The 19,336-nt window shown below is 58.7% G+C and carries 17 protein-coding genes; 7 read left to right on the plus strand and 10 right to left on the minus strand.

Annotation, left to right across the window (positions count from 1 at the left end):
- Positions 1 to 25: 25 nt before the first annotated feature.
- Together AEQ67_RS24725 and gpmI are read right to left on the minus strand one after the other, a co-directional pair.
- Positions 26 to 1,324, minus strand: coding sequence for a murein hydrolase activator EnvC family protein (locus AEQ67_RS24725; RefSeq protein ID WP_059406412.1), 1,299 nt, complete (start codon positions 1,322 to 1,324; stop codon positions 26 to 28).
- Positions 1,325 to 1,563: 239 nt separating this feature from the next.
- The gene (gene gpmI / locus AEQ67_RS24730) at positions 1,564 to 3,093 is read right to left on the minus strand and encodes a 2,3-bisphosphoglycerate-independent phosphoglycerate mutase (RefSeq protein WP_059406413.1); all 1,530 of its coding nucleotides are present in this window, start codon (positions 3,091 to 3,093) and stop codon (positions 1,564 to 1,566) included.
- A gap of 153 nt (positions 3,094 to 3,246) precedes the next feature.
- Between gpmI and AEQ67_RS24735 the strand changes: the two genes are divergently transcribed.
- From AEQ67_RS24735 to secB, 3 genes are read left to right on the plus strand one after another with little or no spacing between them, the layout of a single operon-like run.
- Entirely contained in the window at positions 3,247 to 3,660 is a 414-nt protein-coding gene (locus tag AEQ67_RS24735; RefSeq protein ID WP_059406414.1) for a rhodanese-like domain-containing protein, read from the plus strand.
- A 1-nt stretch (position 3,661) separates the two neighbouring features.
- Complete coding sequence (gene grxC / locus AEQ67_RS24740) at positions 3,662 to 3,916, plus strand: glutaredoxin 3 (RefSeq protein WP_008149430.1); 255 nt, start codon at positions 3,662 to 3,664, stop codon at positions 3,914 to 3,916.
- A gap of 41 nt (positions 3,917 to 3,957) precedes the next feature.
- Entirely contained in the window at positions 3,958 to 4,449 is a 492-nt protein-coding gene (secB, locus tag AEQ67_RS24745) for a protein-export chaperone SecB (RefSeq protein WP_059406415.1), read from the plus strand.
- A 108-nt stretch (positions 4,450 to 4,557) separates the two neighbouring features.
- Here secB and trmL read toward each other — a convergent pair whose 3' ends face one another.
- Positions 4,558 to 5,013, minus strand: a complete 456-nt coding sequence (gene trmL, locus AEQ67_RS24750; RefSeq protein ID WP_008149431.1) for a tRNA (uridine(34)/cytosine(34)/5-carboxymethylaminomethyluridine(34)-2'-O)-methyltransferase TrmL — start codon at positions 5,011 to 5,013, stop codon at positions 4,558 to 4,560.
- On the opposite strand from trmL, the gene AEQ67_RS24755 reads away from it, so the two are divergent.
- Positions 5,012 to 5,452, plus strand: a complete 441-nt coding sequence (locus tag AEQ67_RS24755) for a hypothetical protein (RefSeq protein WP_059406416.1) — start codon at positions 5,012 to 5,014, stop codon at positions 5,450 to 5,452. The genes trmL and AEQ67_RS24755 overlap by 2 nt on opposite strands.
- A gap of 551 nt (positions 5,453 to 6,003) precedes the next feature.
- Here AEQ67_RS24755 and ntrC read toward each other — a convergent pair.
- The 6 genes from ntrC to glnA all read right to left on the minus strand — a co-directional run bounded on the left by ntrC (position 6,004) and on the right by glnA (position 12,124).
- On the minus strand, positions 6,004 to 7,440 hold the full coding sequence (gene ntrC, locus AEQ67_RS24760; RefSeq protein WP_059406417.1) for a nitrogen regulation protein NR(I): 1,437 nt from the start codon (positions 7,438 to 7,440) through the stop codon (positions 6,004 to 6,006).
- Entirely contained in the window at positions 7,437 to 8,522 is a 1,086-nt protein-coding gene (glnL, locus tag AEQ67_RS24765) for a nitrogen regulation protein NR(II) (protein WP_010464561.1), read from the minus strand. The genes ntrC and glnL overlap by 4 nt, the downstream gene beginning before the upstream one ends.
- A gap of 230 nt (positions 8,523 to 8,752) precedes the next feature.
- Positions 8,753 to 9,376 (minus strand): DUF4124 domain-containing protein, encoded by a 624-nt coding sequence (locus tag AEQ67_RS24770; RefSeq protein ID WP_177333684.1) that lies wholly within the window; start codon positions 9,374 to 9,376, stop codon positions 8,753 to 8,755.
- Positions 9,376 to 9,888 (minus strand): DUF4124 domain-containing protein, encoded by a 513-nt coding sequence (locus AEQ67_RS24775; protein WP_059406419.1) that lies wholly within the window; start codon positions 9,886 to 9,888, stop codon positions 9,376 to 9,378. The genes AEQ67_RS24770 and AEQ67_RS24775 overlap by 1 nt, the downstream gene beginning before the upstream one ends.
- 66 nt (positions 9,889 to 9,954) lie before the next feature.
- Positions 9,955 to 10,542 (minus strand): hypothetical protein, encoded by a 588-nt coding sequence (locus tag AEQ67_RS24780; protein WP_059406420.1) that lies wholly within the window; start codon positions 10,540 to 10,542, stop codon positions 9,955 to 9,957.
- 175 nt (positions 10,543 to 10,717) lie between these two features.
- Positions 10,718 to 12,124 carry a glutamate--ammonia ligase gene (gene glnA, locus AEQ67_RS24785; protein WP_010464555.1) on the minus strand — a complete coding sequence of 469 codons (1,407 nt, stop codon included), beginning with the start codon at positions 12,122 to 12,124 and terminating at the stop codon, positions 10,718 to 10,720.
- Positions 12,125 to 12,454: 330 nt separating this feature from the next.
- Here glnA and thiI point away from each other — a divergent pair, with 330 nt between their 5' ends.
- Positions 12,455 to 13,909, plus strand: coding sequence for a tRNA uracil 4-sulfurtransferase ThiI (gene thiI, locus AEQ67_RS24790; RefSeq protein ID WP_059406421.1), 1,455 nt, complete (start codon positions 12,455 to 12,457; stop codon positions 13,907 to 13,909).
- 139 nt (positions 13,910 to 14,048) lie between these two features.
- Positions 14,049 to 15,869, plus strand: a complete 1,821-nt coding sequence (gene typA / locus AEQ67_RS24795) for a translational GTPase TypA (protein ID WP_059406422.1) — start codon at positions 14,049 to 14,051, stop codon at positions 15,867 to 15,869.
- A 195-nt stretch (positions 15,870 to 16,064) separates the two neighbouring features.
- Here typA and AEQ67_RS24800 read toward each other — a convergent pair whose 3' ends face one another.
- Complete coding sequence (locus AEQ67_RS24800; protein ID WP_152974909.1) at positions 16,065 to 16,505, minus strand: YkgJ family cysteine cluster protein; 441 nt, start codon at positions 16,503 to 16,505, stop codon at positions 16,065 to 16,067.
- A 257-nt stretch (positions 16,506 to 16,762) separates the two neighbouring features.
- Here AEQ67_RS24800 and AEQ67_RS24805 point away from each other — a divergent pair, with 257 nt between their 5' ends.
- Entirely contained in the window at positions 16,763 to 19,213 is a 2,451-nt protein-coding gene (locus AEQ67_RS24805; RefSeq protein ID WP_059406424.1) for a glycogen/starch/alpha-glucan phosphorylase, read from the plus strand.
- Positions 19,214 to 19,336: the final 123 nt, after the last annotated feature.

A 19,336-nucleotide genomic window follows, 5' to 3' on the forward strand; every position in this document is an offset into this window, starting at 1 on the left:
CGAACTCCTGAAGTAGATGGCGTACTTATCCTTGCGCACGACACCATTGCGCCGGATCACTCGGGTGACCCTGCTGACGAATAGCGAAATACAGTGCTGGTGTGTCCTGCCCGCCACTGCTGCCAACAGTGGAGATGGACTCACCGGCTTTTACCACGTCACCCGCAGACTTGAGCAGCGTCTGGTTGTGACCATAAAGACTCAAAAAACCGTTGCCGTGGTCGAGAATCACCAGCAGCCCGGCGCCGCGCAACCAATCGGCGAACACCACGCGACCGCCATGCACGGCGTGCACCTGGCTGCCGGCGGAGGCGCTGATCATCACGCCGTCCCACTTGGTGCGGGCGTCGTCGCCACGGGATTCGCCAAAGCGTGCCAGCAGTCGACCATCAACTGGCCATGGAAGTTTTCCCCGGCTTGAAGCAAAGGGGCCGCCGAAGGTCTCGCCTGAACTTGAAACCAGTGCGCCGGGTGTCGATTTAACGGGTTTGCGTGGGGCGTCAGTGGTCTCAGCATCTGCTGCAGCCTGGGCCTCACGTAAGCGCTTTTTTTCGGCTTCCTGCTGGGCAATCAGCGCTTTTTGCCGCGCCTCTTCTGCCTCTCGTGCCTGGCGGGCCAGGGTTTCTTCAATGGTTTTAAGGACTTTAGACAGGTCTGCCTGATCCTGCTCGCGGCTGGCCAGCTTCTGGTCGCGAGCCTTTACGTCGTCGTTGAGCTTGGCCAGGACTTGCTGGCGCTCCTGGCGGACTTTGTCGAGTTCGTCGCGCTGGCTGTCGAGGCTACTTTTCTGCACCAGCAACTGCGCTTGCTGCATGGCGATGTCTTTTTCGACATTGGCCAGTTGGCGCAGGGTTTCGTTGAAATTCTTCAGCTGTTCCAGGCGGGCCTGGCTCAGGTAGTCGTAATAGGTGAGGGTGCGGGCGAATTTTTCCGGGTTCTGTTGGTTGAGCAGCAGCTTCAAGTATTCCTGACGACCATTCTGATAGGCCGCGCGGGCCTGAATGGCGATCAGTCGCTGCTGTTCAATGCGCGCGCTCTGGAGTTTTTTTTTCTCACCATCGAGTCGCTGCAGCTCGGATTCGCTTTTCTTCAGCTCTTTTTGCAGGGCTTCGACCTGCTTCTCGAGCTTGCCCATCTCGGTTTCGGTGCCTTTGAGGTCTTTTTGCACACCGGATTTTTCTTCCTGGAGCTTGCCCAGCAGTTTTTTCAGCTCGGCAATGTCCTGACGCGTGGCGTCCAACTGTTGTTGGGTTTGCGCACGCTCGTCGGCAAAGGCCGGTTGGAGCAGGCAAGTCAGAGCAAGGGCTATCAGGACGCGAAGCATAGAGGCGGGCGACACCAGGGAAAGGGACGCCCTAGTATGCCCGCCATGCGCTGCAAAAAAAACGCCCAATTGGGGCTGTGTGATGACTGGCCCGGGTTCGGCGGTGCAAACACCGCAAAACAGGTGGGAGCGGGCTTGCCCGCGATAGCGTCCTGAAATTCAACATAGAAGTTGGCAGCCAGATTGCTATCGCGGGCAAGCCCGCTCCCACAGGGTTTGATGGTGTTTGAGCGACCGGTTTACACCAGTATCGACGTCCCGGTCATCTCGGCCGGTTTCTCAAGCCCCATCAACATCAGCATGGTCGGTGACACATCCGCCAGTACGCCGCCGTCGCGGACCTTGAAGTCGCGCTTGCCGACATAAATGAACGGCACCGGCTCGGTGGTGTGTGCGGTGTGAGCCTGGCCGGTGGATTCGTCGGCCATTTGCTCGACGTTGCCGTGGTCGGCTGTAATCAGGGCTTCGCCGCCGACTTTTTCCAGGGCGTCGACGATACGGCCGACGCACAGGTCCAGGCATTCAACGGCTTTGACGGCCGCGTCGAACACGCCGCTGTGACCAACCATGTCGCCGTTGGCGTAGTTGACGACGATCACGTCGTAACGCTGATTATCGATGGCGTCGACGATGCGGTCGGTGACTTCCGGCGCGCTCATTTCCGGCTGCAAGTCATAAGTAGCGACTTTTGGCGACGGGATCAGAATGCGCTCTTCGCCCGGGAACGGTTCTTCGCGACCGCCGGAGAAGAAGAAGGTCACGTGCGCATATTTTTCGGTTTCGGCAATGCGCAGCTGGGTCTTGCCGTTTTTCGCCAGGTAATCGCCCAGCACGTTTTCCAGGCTGCCGGCAGCGAAGGCCGATGGCGCGGGAATGCTGGCGGCGTATTGGGTCAGCATGACAAAACCGGCCAGTTTTGGCTGGCGGGCACGCTCGAATTCCTTGAAACCGTCTTCGACGAATACGCGGGTCAGCTCACGAGCGCGGTCGGCACGGAAGTTCATGAACACCACGGCGTCGCCGTCTTCGACTTTCACCGGCTCACCGATGGAGGTGGCTTTGACGAATTCGTCGCTCTCGCCACGCTCGTACGCCGCTTGCAGACCTTCCTGAGCAGTGGCGGCGTTGAATTCGCCATTGCCGTCGACAATCAGGTTGTAGGCCTGGGCCACGCGATCCCAACGGTTGTCACGGTCCATGGCGAAGTAGCGACCGATAATGCTGGCGATCCGGCCTTTACCCAGGGCCTGGAAAGCCGCGTCGAGCAGTTCGATGGACGACTGGGCGCTCTTTGGCGGCGTGTCGCGGCCATCGAGGAAGGCGTGCAGGTAGATTTTCTCGGCGCCGCGCTTGTAGGCCAGTTCAGCCATGGCAACCAGGTGGTCCTGGTGGCTGTGAACGCCGCCATCGGACAGCAAGCCCATGAAGTGCACGGCTTTACCGGCGGCAACGGCTTTATCGACCGCCGCGCAAATGGTCGGGTTCTCGAAGAACTCGCCATCGCGGATCGATTTGGTCACGCGGGTGAAGTCTTGATACACCACGCGGCCGGCGCCGAGGTTCATGTGGCCGACTTCGGAGTTGCCCATCTGGCCATCCGGCAGGCCGACGTCCATGCCGCTGCCCGAGATCAGGCCGTTCGGCACGGTGGCCCACAAGCGGTCCAGTACGGGCTTCTTGGCCGCAAACACGGCGTTGGATTCAGGGCTCTCACTGTGACCGAAGCCATCGAGAATAATCAGGACCAAAGGTTTAGGCGTGGTAGTCATGGATTCCACTCGTGGCTGAATTAAAAGAGGGCGATGGAAAAGGGAGTGGCAGTTTAATGCGAAGTTCCGACCGCGTCACCGCCGGACGGGGTTTGGCCCACCATAGGGGCTGTGTATACTGGCCGACATTTTAACGCCCTGGAACCTCCTTCGATGGTTGCTCACCTGATTGAATTTGCCACTAACCACTATCTGCTCGTCGGTATCTTCGTCGTACTGCTGGCGTTGCTGATCGCTTATCAGATGCAAGGCGGCGGCCGCAGCCTGAGCACCGGTGAACTGACCGGCCTGGTCAACAAGGACGCAGGCGTTGTAGTCGACATTCGTTCGACCAAGGACTTCGCCGCCGGTCACATCGTTGGTGCGTTGAACATTCCTCACGACAAGCTCGCCGCTCGCGTTGGCGAACTGGAAAAACACAAGGCCAAGACCATCATCCTGGTTGACGCCCTGGGTCAGACCGCCGGCACTCACGCCCGCGAACTGATGAAGTCCGGCTTCATCGCCGCCAAGCTTTCCGGCGGGATCTCCAGCTGGAAGGGCGACAACCTGCCGCTGGTGAAGTGATATGAGCAACGTCGTCGTCTATTCCAGCGATTACTGCCCTTACTGCTCGCGAGCCAAGTACCTGCTCGAGAACAAAGGCGTGGCCTTCGAAGAGATCAAGGTCGATGGCAAGCCGCAGGTGCGTGCCGCCATGGCTCAGAAGGCCGGACGTACGTCCGTGCCGCAGATCTGGATCGGCAGCACCCATGTTGGCGGTTGTGATGATTTGTTTGCCCTTGAGCGCGCCGGTAAGCTCGACGCGATGCTCAAGGCCTGAATGCCTTCCCTATAAGACCCCAAGATCAGAAAGGATCTGAGATGACTGACCAACAGAACACTGCAGCTAGCGAAGAAGAAACCGCACCGCAATTCTCCTTGCAGCGCATCTACGTACGTGACTTGTCCTTCGAAGCCCCGAAAAGCCCGGCGATCTTCCGCCAGCAGTGGGAACCGAGCGTCGGTCTGGATCTGAATACCCGTCAAAAGGCTCTGGAAAATGACTTCCATGAAGTCGTCCTGACATTGTCCGTCACCGTGAAGAACGGTGAAAACGGCGAAGTGGCCTTCATCGCGGAAGTGCAACAGGCCGGGATCTTCCTGATCAAGAACCTCGACGACGCTTCGATGAGCCACACCCTCGGCGCGTTCTGCCCGAACATCCTGTTCCCGTACGCTCGCGAAACCCTGGACAGCCTGGTGACCCGCGGTTCGTTCCCGGCCCTGATGCTGGCTCCGGTGAACTTCGACGCGCTGTACGCACAAGAACTGCAACGCATGCAGGCGGCTGGCGAGACTCCGACCGTTCAATAATCTGCGCTGCTGAAAATCGCGGGCAAGCCCGCTCCCACAGGATTGTGCAAAACCTGTGGGAGCGGGCTTGCCCGCGATTGTTTCTGTCAGGCGAAAATGAGCTTCGAGTTACTTGAAGCCGTTCTGGCGCCATGCTTCGTACACGGCAACGGCCACGGTGTTCGACAGGTTCAGGCTGCGGCAGCCTTCACGCATTGGCAGGCGCAGGCGCTGTTCGCCGGGCAGCGCATCGAGCACTTCCGCCGGCAAGCCACGGCTTTCCGGGCCGAACAGGAACGCGTCACCCTCGGCGAAACTGGCATCGTGAAACGGCCGCGAGCCCTTGGTAGTAAAGGCGAACAACCGTGGATGGCCGAGGCTTTCCAGGCAGCTGGCGAGGTCCGCGTGACGTTGCAGGGTGGCATACTCGTGATAGTCGAGGCCGGCCCGGCGCAGGCGCTTGTCGTCCATCTCGAAGCCCAGCGGTTCGATCAAATGCAGGTGGCAGCCACTGTTGGCGCACAGCCTGATAACGTTGCCGGTATTCGGCGGAATTTCTGGTTGGAAAAGGATGACGTGAAACATGCACGGCTCCGAAGGTAAAGATGAGCGGCATTCTACGCCGCCCGTGGACAACCGTTCGAAACTATTCCCGCGAGTGATGGCTTCGCTGGCGATTGTCGGGGTGATGGTGGGGCTGATGATCGGTCGCCTGACCACCCCCGACCCCAGCGAATTGCAGCAGGTTGAGGTAACGAACGACGGCTTGGTGGTGTGGTTCAACAATGAACCCAAGAGCCACGGCGAGTTCGTCGACGGCAGCCTCGCGCTGCTGTTCGAGGCTGAGGGCAAGACGCAGAAAGGTCAGCTCAAAATCAACGACAAGAGCGTGAACTGGCATGTCCGTTTGAGTGATGGGGGGCTGTTGCTGACGGTGGTGGCGGCCCGGCCACTGCAGGGCGAGTGGGCCGGTAGCGAGGTCGATGACCGCTGGCGGCTGGAGATCCATCTCCGAGAGCAATAAAAGAGGGAATCCCCGGCCTGCCTGTACCAAGGTTCCCAAAACGGGAGGGCTCGCGCATTGCGTCGAGAGCCCGGTGTAAAGAAGGAATCCCCGGCCTGCCTGTACCAAGGACCCCAAAACGGGGTGGGCTCGTCGCAAGTGCGGTGTGAGCCCGGTGTAAAGAGGGGAATCCCCGGCCTGCCTGTACCAAGGTCCCCGAAACTGGGTAGTGAACTGATTCACTGAATGGACTATTGCAGGGGGCGTGCCAGGTTTTAACAAGTTGAAACAGAAAGTCGCTGAACAGCGCTGAAGGCCACGTATTTCGGGGCTTTCGTGTTTTTTTGGTTTGGGTTCGATTGCGAAAGAAGGCGGGGTTTCGGATCAGTTAGCGTGCGCGATTGCGGTTCACGGTGCATTGCGACGGTGCATTCAGCCCCTAAAAGCATCGCGGGCAAGCCCGCTCCCACAAGTTTCAGTGGTGTTCACGCAATCGTGAAACACCAGAGTCCACTGTGGGAGCGGGCTTGCCCGCGATTGGATCTAACAGTCAGCGAAGATCTAAGGGCTGTTTAGCCCTCATCCCCCTCATCATCATCCCCACCATCAACCTTCATCCCCAATTCCTTGATCTTGCGCGTCAGGGTGTTACGTCCCCAACCCAGCAGCACAGCGGCATCGCGGCGGCGGCCGGCGGTGTGTTTGAGGGCGGTTTCGATCATGATCCGTTCGAACGCCGGCACAGCACTGTCGAGCAGGCTCGATTGGCCGCGAGCCAACGCCTGATCGGCCCACTGGCGCAGTGCTTGCTCCCAGTTGGTCACCGGTGCCGAATCCTGCGGCAGGTTCAGCAGTTCTGGCGGCAGGTCGCTGATATGCACTTCGCGACCCGAAGCCATGACCGTGATCCAGCGGCAAGTGTTCTCCAGCTGACGCACATTGCCGCCCCACGGCAGGTTCTTCAGGTATTCCTCGGTTTCGCTTTTCAGCAGCTTCGGCTCCACCGCCAGTTCTTGCGCGGCGCGGCTGAGGAAGTGCTTGGCCAGGGTCGGGATGTCTTCGCGACGGTCCGACAGCCGTGGGATATGAATGCGGATCACGTTGAGACGGTGGAACAAGTCCTCACGGAATTTCCCGGCGTGCACCAGGGTTTCCAGATTCTGGTGCGTCGCGGCGATGATGCGCACATCGACCTTCACCGGCGTATGGCCGCCAACACGATAGAACTCGCCATCGGCCAGCACCCGCAGCAAACGGGTCTGGGTATCGGCCGGCATGTCGCCGATTTCATCAAGGAACAGCGTGCCGCCGTCAGCCTGCTCGAAACGACCGCGACGCAGGTTGGCGGCACCAGTGAACGCGCCTTTCTCATGGCCGAACAGCTCGGACTCCATGAGGTCTTTGGGGATCGCCGCCATGTTCAGTGCAATGAATGGCGAGGCCGCCCGTGGGCTGTGGCGATGCAGAGCATGGGCCACCAGCTCTTTACCGGTGCCGGATTCGCCATTGATCAGCACAGTAATGTTGGAGTGGCTCAAGCGCCCGATGGCGCGAAACACTTCCTGCATCGCCGGCGCTTCACCGATGATTTCCGGTGTACGAGTCAGGGCGACCGGGACTTCCAGGCCTTGCTGTTCCTGAGCGTGCTGGTTGGCGCGCTTGACCAGCGACACCGCTTCGTCGACGTCGAAAGGCTTCGGCAAGTATTCGAACGCACCGCCCTGATAGGACGCGACAGCGCTGTCCAGATCGGAGTGCGCCGTCATGATGATCACTGGCAGCCGTGGGTGTTGTTCGCGAATCCGCGCCAGAAGGTCCAGGCCGCTGGCACCGGGCATACGGATGTCGGAGATGATCACGTCCGGCTGCTGGCGCGCCAGGCGGCTCATCACGCCATCGGCGCTGTCGAAGCTTTGCGTGGTCATGCCTTCTTGCTGCAAGGCTTTTTCCAGGACCCAACGGATAGAACGGTCGTCATCGACGATCCACACGGTTTCACTACGGCTCATGTCGATGTGGCTCCTTGTTCCAGTGGCAGAAAGATCGAGAAAGTGGTGTGGCCTGGGTGGCTGTCACATTCGATCAGGCCCTGGTGCTGGCTGATGATGTTCTGGGTAATGGCCAGGCCCAGCCCTGTACCGTCCGGGCGGCCACTGACCATGGGAAAGAAGATGGTTTCCTGCAAATCCGCGGGAATGCCGGGACCGTTGTCGATGATCTCGATCTTGGTCACTAAACGATGGCGTACGTGACCGATGGTGAACTGGCGCATGGCGCGGGTGCGCAGGCTGATGCGGCCCAGGCGCAGTTCGTTCTGGCTGCTGATGGCCTGCATCGCATTGCGCACGATGTTCAACACGGCCTGAATCATTTGTTCGCGGTCGATCAATACGTCGGGAATGCTTGGGTCGTAGTCGCGCACCAAAGTGATGCAGCCCTGGCTCTCGGCCTCGACCAGATGGCAGACGCGTTCCAGCACTTCATGGACGTTGCACATGGCCAGCGACGGCAATTTATTGGAGCCGAGCATGCGATCGACCAGGTTGCGCAAGCGGTCGGCTTCTTCAATGATCACGTTGGTGTAGTCGCGCAGGCTTTCTTCCGGCAACTCGCGAGCAAGCAGTTGTGCCGCACCGCGAATCCCGCCCAGCGGATTCTTGATTTCGTGAGCGAGGCCGCGCACCAGCATCTTGCTGGTTTCCTGCTTCGACAGCTGGGCTTCTTCCTTGGTGATCCGCAGCAAGCGGTCGCGAGGGTGGACTTCCAGCAGCAGCATGGTGGCGCCGTTGGCCAGGATCGGCGTTACCGCATAATCGACGGTCAGGGTCTGGCCGGTGAGGGCGGTGAGCATCGCTTCGCGCTTAGTGAATGGGTGCGCCTGCTCGACCGCCTGGCGCAGGGAGTTCAGCGCTTCGGTGGATTCGGTGAACAACTCGCTGATGAACTGCCCATGGCTGCGCTGGCCGCTGATGGCCAGGAGCATCTCCGCCGCCGGGTTCATGTACTCGAGGCGCAGTTCGGCGTCGAGCAGAATGGTGGCGGTGGTCAGGTTGTCGAGTAGCAATCGATGCAGTGCGTCGCTAATGGTCATCAGGACCTCTTTTGGAGCAGGGCGCGCGCATGAATAAAGCGCTGATACAAGGAAAATGCAAAAACCAAACCAAGGCTCCGAAAAGAAGCGTCAAAGGCCTGAAACGGGCGTTTGACGCTCGTTTGCGTGGCGCTCTGCCAGCTTTCGCGGGTACTTTCGAACCAAAATGGGTTGTGATGTGGGTACGGTGCAACCTATTGCACCAATATAGTGCGCAAAGCTGAACGAGGTTAGAAGAAACGCAGGAAGGGGTTTTTTTCTTCGGGTGGTTTGTCTTTGATCGGACATTCCGGCCGTTGGCCGTAGTCGTCGAGCGTGCAGGGTTTGACCTGGCGTTTCTGCGCGAGGGAGATGCGCAGCATGTGGAAGGGTTGATTGGCGGTGCGTTCGACCGTGCGGCCCTGTTCGTCGAGGATCTCCACGGACAGGTGATGGCTGCCGCGATCGATGTTGCTCAGGGCAAATACCGGGCTGGGGCCGGGCTCGGCCGTAGGCTCGCCGTCGAGTAGCAAGCGGTAACGATGACCGCGTTGCAGGCCCGGTTCGCTGGTGACGCTGACAATCAGCTCGCCGGCGCTGCTGCGGACAGTCGCGTCTGGCTCCGGCACCAGTACGCGAAGCATGTCGTAGTGGAAGAGCGGTTTGGCTTCGGTTTTCTTCGTGGTTGTCATTGGCGCCGCGCCGGTGGGGTGGGCGGCCATGCGATTGCTCGGCGCCACCGGCACCCGTTTGGCGTTGCCGGAACCAGGCTGGTCGGTGTAGACCCGATTGCCCTGGGCATCGACGTAGGTGTAAACCTCTGCCGATGCAGCGCCAGCCATCAGCGACAGGCACACGGCAAGCAACCAGCGCATCACGGCTTATGCACCCGTTGCACGGTGAAGGACACGGACGGGCTTTGCTGCACGATGTTTTCCCCGTCGATTACCTGCACCGCGAGGCTGTGCTCGCCTCGGTCGATGTTGATCAATTGCAGGATCGGCACGTTGCTCGGCTGGCCGTAAGGCTGATCGTCCAGCAACAGCCTGAACAAATGTGGGCCTTGCAGGCGGGGTTTGATCAGCACGTTGACGGTGAAGGTGCCGTTGTTGGCACGCAACGCTTCGGTGGTGGGCAAGTTGCTCAGCTCCAGCACCTCGTAAGCGCTGCGCGGCTGTTCGCGGCTGGTGGCTTCGACAGGTGGCGCAGAAGGGGCTTGGGGCTCAACCCTGTTCAGCGGTGGCAACTCGACCGGCTGAGCTTTCACGCCATCGGGCGGTTGATTGCTGTAGGCGGTGTTGCCGTCGGCGTCGGTGTACTTATAGATCTGCGCTGCAGCGGGCAGGGCGATCAACAGCAGCAGCATCAATAGAAAACCACGACCCATAAAATCGACCAGAAACGAAAGCGTTGGATTGCAGCATAGGTTACGGGCGTGGGTTGGCATAGTTGGCTACAGGCAAGCCCCGATAACCTTGCGCAACCCGCTGTCGTCTTCTGGTAATACAAACTCTGCAATCAGTGGGGTATCACTCTTGCGCGAAGGCAATGTCAAAGTTACACGTTGACCATGGGCAGTGTCGGTGAGCCAGTAATGCAACTCGTGCTTGTCGATGCTCGTACCAAACTCAAACACCCAACCGTCTTTTTGCAGGCTCCTTACCGAGCCCCAACCGCTAACCAGATAGCTGATGGGCGCGCGCGCGCCGGTTGTCAGGCGCAATGGTCCGTTTGCCGGTGCGCCCGGGCCTTCATAATCATCGGCATTGAAGCCAAGTCGCTGTGTCGGGATAGTCAGGGACATTCTCATCGGGTCATCAGGATGACAACTTATCGCCAATAGGGCTTCGCCGGTTGTGCCGTCATAGCGCGTATTTCCGCTGAGAAGGGCCGTTTGAAACCGGCTGTCGTCGGAGGATTTTTCCACCCTCCAATGTTTGCCCTGATCAGTGGAGTGGGAACTATCAGTTGCGGCCCAGGCAGGTGTTAGCGCCGCAAGAAACAACGCTAGCGAATAAAGAGAGGCCGATGCTGATTTCATCTGATGTTCCTTCCGAAAAGTCCCGGGACAGTAAATGAAAACTGCTTGAAAGTTTCACAGAACTATTTTCAAAAAAATGCAAAAAGCCTTTTGCCTGAAAATTCCCGCCCACAAAAAAGGCCTCCCGAAGGAGGCCTCTTTTTTTTTTCACGCCGCTTGCGCAGGCGCTACCGGATCAGCAGCTGTAGTACAGCTCATATTCCAGTGGGTGTACGAAGGTGCGGACCTTGATTTCTTCTTCGCTTTTCAGAGCAATGTAAGCGTCGATGAAGTCATCGGAGAACACGCCGCCTTTGGTCAGGAACGCGCGACCTTTGTCCAGCTCTTCCAGGGCTTCTTTCAGGCTGCCGCAAACTTGTGGGATCTCTTTCGCCTCTTCAGGCGGCAGGTCGTACAGGTTTTTGTCAGCTGCGTCGCCAGGGTGGATCTTGTTCTGGATGCCGTCCAGGCCAGCCATCAACAGTGCAGCGAAGCCCAGGTACGGGTTGGCTGCTGGATCCGGGAAGCGGGCTTCGATACGGCGAGCGCGAGGGCTGGACACGTAAGGAATACGGATCGAAGCGGAACGGTTACGCGCCGAGTAGGCCAGCATTACCGGTGCTTCGAAACCTGGGACCAGACGCTTGTAGGAGTTGGTCGACGGGTTGGTGAAGCCGTTCAGGGCCTTACCGTGCTTGATGATGCCGCCGATGAAGTACAGGGCGGTGTCGGACAGGCCGGCATAGCCTTCGCCAGCGAAGGTGTTCTTGCCATCTTTGGCGATGGACAGGTGAACGTGCATACCCGAACCGTTGTCGCCGTACAGAGGCTTAGGCATGAAGGTCGCGGTGCGGCCGTATGCGTCAGCAACGTTGTGTACGCAATACTTCAGGGTTTGAACTTCGTCAGCCTTGGCAACCAGGGTGTTGAACTTCACGCCGATTTCGTTCTGGCCAGCCGTTGCCACTTCGTGGTGGTGAACTTCGATGACCAGGCCCATTTCTTCCATGGCGTTGCACATGGAGGTACGGATTTCGTGGTCGTGGTCGAACGGTGGAACCGGGAAGTAGCCGCCTTTGACGCCTGGACGGTGGCCTTTGTTGCCGCCTTCCACGTCCTGGTCGGACATCCACGAACCTTGTTCGGAGTAGATCTTGAACATGGAACCTGAGATGTCGGACTTGAACTTCACTTCGTCGAAGATGAAGAATTCAGGCTCTGGACCAACAAATACGGTGTCGCCGATACCGGTCGACTTCAGGTATTCCTCGGCGCGCTTGGCGATCGCACGTGGGTCACGGTCGTAGCCTTGCATGGTCGAAGGCTCGATCACGTCGCAAACCAGGATCAGGGTCGGCTCTTCGGTGAACGGGTCGAGAACAGCGGTGCTGTCGTCCGGCATCAGGATCATGTCGGAGGCTTCGATGCCTTTCCAGCCAGCAATGGAGGAACCGTCGAACATTTTGCCTTCTTCGAAGAAAGCTTCATCCAGCGCGTCGCGAGCCGGCATGGTCACGTGGTGCTGAGTGCCTTTGGTGTCCGTGAAGCGCAGATCAATCCACTTGACGTCATGATCTTTGATGAGTTGAACCGACTTCGACATAGTGTCCTCCGGGTGGCTTCGGGCTTAGTAGTGGATGCCCTTAGAATGTGGGTGATGCCGGCGCGAATACTCTGCCAAGGCAACCTGCCTCACAAGGGAGCAAATTGCATGCCAGTGCCCCACCATGGGTTTTTTGCCCCAATTTCACGCTTATAAAGGTACAAAGCGTCTTAAAGCACAAAATCTCGCCCTACAATGTGGCGCTAAAATCGACAAATGACCTGTTTTGGTGCGCGCAAAACCTTCTGCACATTAACTGGTTAAACCTTGAGCAATTTCCGCTATAATCCGCGCCCCCCTTTTTCGGCTGGCCCAGCGCGCGCTGTTTTCATGAAACTAATCGTAAAAGTCTTCCCCGAGATCACCATCAAGAGCCGCCCGGTACGGATGCGTTTCATCCGTCAGTTGGCCAAGAACATCCGTACCGTGCTCCGCGACCTGGACCCGGCTGTGGTGGTGAACGGTGTGTGGGACAATCTCGAGCTGGAAACCCGCGTCAGCGAGCCCAAAGCCCTGAAAGAGATGACCGAGCGCCTGAGCTGCATGCCGGGCATTGCGCATTTCCTGCAGGTCGACGAGTACCCGTTGGGCGACTTCGATGACATCGTCGCCAAGTGCAAGCAGCACTTCGGTGAGGCGTTGGCCGGGAAGATTTTTTCGGTACGCTGCAAGCGTGCCGGCAAGCATGAATTCAGCTCGATGGACGTCGAGAAATACGTCGGCAGCCAACTGCGTCGTCAGTGCGGCGCCGCCGGAATCTCGCTGAAAGAGCCGGAAATCGAAGTTCGCATCGAAATTCGCGACAAACGGTTGTTCGTGATCCACAACCAGCACAACAGCATCGGCGGTTATCCGCTGGGTGCCCTGGAACAGACGCTTGTGCTGATGTCCGGCGGCTTCGATTCCACCGTCGCCGCGTACCAGATCATGCGCCGTGGGCTTATGAGCCATTTCTGCTTCTTCAATCTGGGCGGGCGGGCCCATGAACTGGGCGTTATGGAAGTCGCGCATTTCATCTGGAAGAAGTACGGCAGCTCCCAACGCGTGTTATTTGTCAGTGTGCCTTTCGAAGAAGTACTGGGAGAAATTCTCGGGAAAGTCGATAACAGTCATATGGGCGTAGTTTTGAAGCGTATGATGTTGCGCGCTGCTTCTCGTATTGCTGATCGGCTGGAGATCGATGCGCTGGTAACCGGCGAGGCGATTTCCCAGGTGTCGAGCCAGACGCTGCCGAACCTGTCCGTGATCGACTGCGTGACCGACAAGCTGGTCTTGCGTCCGCTGATCGCCAGTCACAAGCAGGACATCATCGACCTGGCCAACGAAATCGGCACCGCCGACTTCGCCAAGCACATGCCGGAATATTGCGGGGTCATCTCGGTGAACCCCAAGACCCACGCCAAGCGTCCACGCGTGGAGTACGAAGAACAACAGTTCGACATGGCAGTCCTTGAGCGTGCGCTTGAGAACGCCAAGCTGGTGCCGATCGATCGCGTGATCGATGAATTGGGCCAGGATGTGCAGATCGAAGAAGTCAGCGAAGCACTGGCCGGTCAGATCATCATCGACATCCGTCACCCGGATGCCGCTGAAGACGAGCCGCTGGGACTCGCTGGCATTGAGGTACAGACGATGCCGTTTTATGCATTGAACGCTCGTTTCAAGGAACTGGACCCTACTCGCCAGTACCTGCTGTATTGCGACAAAGGCGTGATGAGTCGCCTGCATGCCCACCATTTGCTCAGTGAGGGGCATGCCAATGTGCGCGTTTATCGACCGAGCTAAGAGCCCGGGGCTGTACGCCTGTGGCCTGCGTCACCGGCCCCCCGACTCTGCCGTCAAGCTGTAACGGCAAGGCCTGACTCTACTGTAAATCGCTGCCAAGACTTGTCAGCACACCGAATCCTCTGATCGAGATACACAAGTGATCGAAAATCTACGCAACATCGCCATCATTGCTCACGTTGACCATGGTAAAACCACCCTGGTAGACAAACTCTTGCGTCAATCCGGCACCCTGGAGCGCAACGAGCTCAACGACGAGCGCGTGATGGACTCCAACGACCAGGAGAAAGAGCGCGGTATTACCATTCTGGCGAAAAACACCGCCATCAACTGGAACGGCTACCACATCAACATCGTGGACACCCCGGGCCACGCCGACTTCGGCGGCGAAGTTGAACGCGTAATGTCGATGGTTGACTCCGTTCTGCTGCTGGTTGACGCTCAAGACGGCCCTATGCCGCAAACCCGTTTCGTGACCAAGAAGGCTTTCGAAGCCGGCCTGCGTCCAATCGTGGTGATCAACAAGGTTGACCGTCCAGGCGCGCGTCCGGACTGGGTTCTGGACCAGATCTTCGACCTGTTCGACAACCTCGGTGCTACCGAAGAACAGCTGGACTTCAAAGTTGTCTACGCCTCGGCCCTGAACGGCATTGCCGGTCTGGAACACACCGCCATGGCTGAAGACATGACCCCGCTGTACCAGTCGATCGTCGACAACGTACCTGCGCCGAAAGTTGACCGTGACGGTCCGTTCCAGATGCAAATCTCGGCACTGGACTACAACAGCTTCCTGGGCATCATCGGCGTTGGCCGTATCGCTCGTGGTCGCGTCAAGCCGAACACCCAGGTTGTAGCGATCGATGCCGACGGCAAGCGCCGTAACGGCCGTATCCTGAAGCTGATGGGTCACCACGGTCTGCACCGTGTAGACGTTGACGAAGCAGCTGCTGGCGACATCGTCTGCATCAGCGGCTTCGATTCGCTGTTCATCTCCGACACTCTGTGCGACCCACTGAACGTCGAAGCGATGAAGCCGCTGACCGTTGACGAACCAACCGTTTCGATGACCTTCCAGGTTAACGACTCGCCGTTCTGCGGCCGTGAAGGCAAGTTCGTCACCAGCCGTAACATCAAAGAGCGTCTGGACAAAGAACTGCTCTACAACGTTGCCCTGCGCGTTGAAGAAGGCGACACCGCTGACAAGTTCAAAGTGTCCGGCCGTGGTGAGCTGCACTTGTCGGTACTGATCGAAACCATGCGTCGCGAAGGCTTCGAAATGGGTGTTGGTCGTCCGGAAGTGATCATCCGTATGGTTGACGGCGTTAAGCACGAACCGTACGAAAACGTGACCATCGACCTGCCAGAAGAATCGCAAGGTTCGATCATGGAACAGATCGGTATCCGTAAAGGCGACCTGACCAACATGGTTCCGGATGGCAAGGGCCGTGTGCGCCTTGAGTACAACATCCCGGCTCGTGGCTTGATCGGTTTCCGTAACGAGTTCCTGACCCTGACCTCCGGTGCAGGCATCCTGACCTCGATCTTCGACCGTTACGACGTGATGAAGTCCGGCGACATGTCCGGTCGTCAGAACGGCGTGCTGGTTTCGGTAGCTACCGGTAAGGCGCTGACTTACTCGCTGGAAACCCTGCAAGCTCGCGGCAAACTGTTCCTGGGTCACGGCGAAGACGTGTACGAAGGTCAAATCGTCGGCATCAACAGCCGCGACAACGACCTGGGCGTCAACCCAACCAAAGGCAAGAAGCTCGACAACATGCGTGCCTCGGGTAAAGACGAAACCATCGCTCTGGTTCCGCCTATCCGTTTCACTCTGGAACAGGCTCTGGAATTCGTTCAAGAAGACGAATTGTGCGAAGTCACTCCTAAGTCCATCCGTCTTCGCAAGAAGATCCTGGGCGAAAGCGAGCGTACCCGCGCTGCCAAGAAGTCCGGTAACTGAGTCATTTAGTTAGCTGACAAAAAAAACGCCCCCGACCGCAAGGTCGGGGGCGTTTTTGTTTGTCTGGAGGTTGTGTGGTGTTTTTTCCGGCCTCTTCGCGGGCAAGCCTCGCTCCTACAGGGACCGCGTGAATCCTGTAGGAGCGAGGCTTGCCCGCGAAGGCGGACTGTCAGCCGTCGAAGAACTCAGCGATCGTTAAAATTTTTCGAGGGTGCGACGGCCGGCGCTGGTCTCACGCGCCACTTCCTTCGGCTTATAAGCGCAATACCCAGGCCGCGGGCCGATTTTCGGGTGATTGCGGCAAGTATCCGGGCGCTTTTCATAAATAGTGCACAGACGGCTCTTACGATCCAGGTACAGGCAATCGTTGTTGCTCATGCGCTGGAGGGTGAAGATCTCGGACTTCTGGTTGTAGCGCTCGACGATCCCTTCCTTCTGCAGGCGCTTGGCGATGTTCTTCGCTGGCTCGCCGCGCTCGAATTCGTCGACAATTCCGATACGGATCAGATCCTTGATCTTGACCTCGACCGGCAGGGTGCAGCAGCTGGACACGCACGAGCCGCACATCGGGGCCGAGTATTTGGCCCAGGTATCGAGGCGATCGATCTCCGCGGCGGCGATCAGGTTGGACTTCATCATCGGTTGTTACCAGCGTGCATCAGGGCGCGCGATCATACCGGGACTGGTGGATTTTTGAACAACCTTTCGCCAGTTTTTTTGTTTGTCGTCAAATCAACCCTGTGTTCCGGCACGGCCCCTGCATTGATTCGGGCACACGACGAGGTAATGCCGACCTATCTCGCACTATCAGGAAAAACTGCCGAACCAGAGCCCATACCGCCTGTCAGACCGTCTAGGCTCAGACAATTCCATGCTCGCTCGAGGTCCTATCGATGACTCAAGAACCACTTGTTCGCGAAGCAGAGGTGGCCGCATTCCGCGACGCCGTCTTGACCAAACTCACCTACGCGGTGGGCAAAGACCCTGATCACGCCTTCGACCACGACTGGTTCGAAGCCATTGCCTTGGCCGCGCGTGATCACATGGTCGAGCACTGGATGGACCACACGCGGCAGATCTACCGCAAAGGTCAAAAGCGCGTTTACTACCTCTCTCTGGAATTTCTCATCGGCCGGCTGCTTTACGACAGCCTGAGCAACCTCGGCCTGCTCGACGTGGCCCGCGAAGCCCTGACCGAACTCGGTGTCGACCTGGAACGCATCCGCCTGCTGGAGCCCGACGCGGCGCTGGGTAACGGCGGCCTCGGGCGCCTGGCCGCGTGCTTCATGGAAAGCATGTCGACCCTCGGTATCGCCGGCCATGGCTACGGCATTCGGTACGAACACGGGCTGTTCCGTCAGGCCATCGTCGACGGCTGGCAGCAGGAACAAACCGAACACTGGCTGGACTTCGGCAACCCTTGGGAATTTGAACGGCCAGAAGTCGTTTACACGATCGGCTTCGGCGGCAGCGTCGAAACCGTGGCCGACGAAGCTGGCAAATCCAAGCAAGTCTGGAGCCCGGCAGAAACCGTTCGGGCGATTGCCTACGACACGCCGGTGGTCGGTTGGCGCGGCGCGAGCGTCAACACCCTGCGGCTGTGGCGCGCACGGGCCATGGAAGATTTGCACCTGGAACGCTTCAACGCCGGCGACCACTTGGGCGCGGTGGCAGAAGTGGCCCGGGCCGAGAGTATTTCCCGCGTGCTCTACCCGGCGGACAGCACCGAAGCCGGCCAGGAACTGCGCCTGCGTCAGGAATACTTTTTTGTCGCCGCCTCCCTGCAGGATTTACTCCGTCGCCATCGCAACATGCACACCTCGGTGCTGACCCTGGGCGATCACGCGGCGATCCAGCTCAACGACACTCACCCCTCGATTGCCGTGGCCGAGCTGATGCGGCAACTGGTCGACGTCTATGACGTGGCGTGGGATGCGGCGTGGCAGGTCACCGTCGATACGCTTTCCTACACCAACCACACGCTGTTGCCCGAGGCGCTGGAAACCTGGCCGGTCGGTTTGATGGAGCGCATGCTGCCACGGCACATGCAGATCATTTACCTGATCAACGCTCAGCACATCGACTCCCTGCGCGCCAAGGGCATTCACGATTTCGACGTGCTGCGCGCAGTGTCGCTGATCGAGGAAGACAACGGCCGTCGGGTGCGTATGGGTAACCTTGCGTTCCTGGGTTCCCACAGCGTCAATGGCGTATCCGGCTTGCACACGCAGCTGATGCGCAAAACGGTGTTCTCCGAACTGCACAAGCTTTACCCGGAGCGGATCAACAACAAGACCAACGGCATCACCTTCCGCCGCTGGCTCTATCAGGCCAACCCTGAACTGACGTCGATGATGGTCGATGCCCTCGGGCCTGATCTGCTGGATAACCCTGAAGAGCGCTTGCTCGACCTGGAACCGTTCGCCGAGAAAGCCGCGTTCCGCAAGGCGTTCGCCGAGCAGCGCCTGCACAGCAAGAAAGCCCTGGCGTACATCATCCATGAGCGACTCGGGGTGGCGGTCAACCCGGCGGCGATGTTCGACGTCCAGGTCAAACGGATCCACGAATACAAACGTCAGTTGCTCAACCTGCTGCACACGGTGGCGCTGTATCAGGCGATTCGTGCCGAGCCGGAAATCGACTGGGTGCCGCGCGTGAAGATCTTCGCCGGCAAGGCGGCGGCGAGTTATCACCAGGCCAAGTTGATCATCAAACTGACCAACGACATCGCCCGTGTAGTGAACAACGACCCGACGGTGCGCGGTTTGCTGAAAGTGGTGTTCCTGCCCAACTACAACGTCAGCCTGGCGGAAAGCATTATTCCGGCGGCGGATTTGTCGGAGCAGATCTCCACGGCGGGTTTCGAGGCCTCGGGCACCAGTAACATGAAGTTCGGCCTCAACGGCGCACTGACCATTGGCACCCTGGACGGCGCCAACGTGGAAATGTGCGAGCGCATTGGCGTTGAGCACATGTTCATTTTCGGCCTCAGCGCCCAGCAGGTTGAAGCGCGCAAGCAGAATCATGAGTTCAACGCGACGCCGGACATTGCTGCATCCCATCGTCTCAATGATGTGCTGCAAGCGATTCGTGGCGGGGTGTTCTCGCCGGATGATCCGTCCCGTTACACCGGGCTGATCGATTCGCTGATCGACTACGATCGCTTCCTGGTCTGCGCCGATTTTGATTCTTACTGGAATGCGCAGATGCGGGTTGAAGCGCATTGGCACGATTCTCAAGCGTGGTGGCGTTCGGCGGTATTGAGCACCTCGCGGATGGGCTGGTTCTCCTCTGACCGGACGATTCGCGAGTACGCCACGGATATCTGGAAGGCACTGGAGTAACTTTTAGCGACAAATGTGCGCAAGGCCCGACGGCCGTTGGGCCTGATCGATATACTAAGCGTCAGTTTCGGTGAGCGCTGCGCGCTCAATCGCGGGCAAGCCACGCTCCCACAGGCTATATGC

Source organism: Pseudomonas sp. RIT-PI-q (genome assembly GCF_001297125.1).
Lineage (GTDB): Bacteria > Pseudomonadota > Gammaproteobacteria > Pseudomonadales > Pseudomonadaceae > Aquipseudomonas.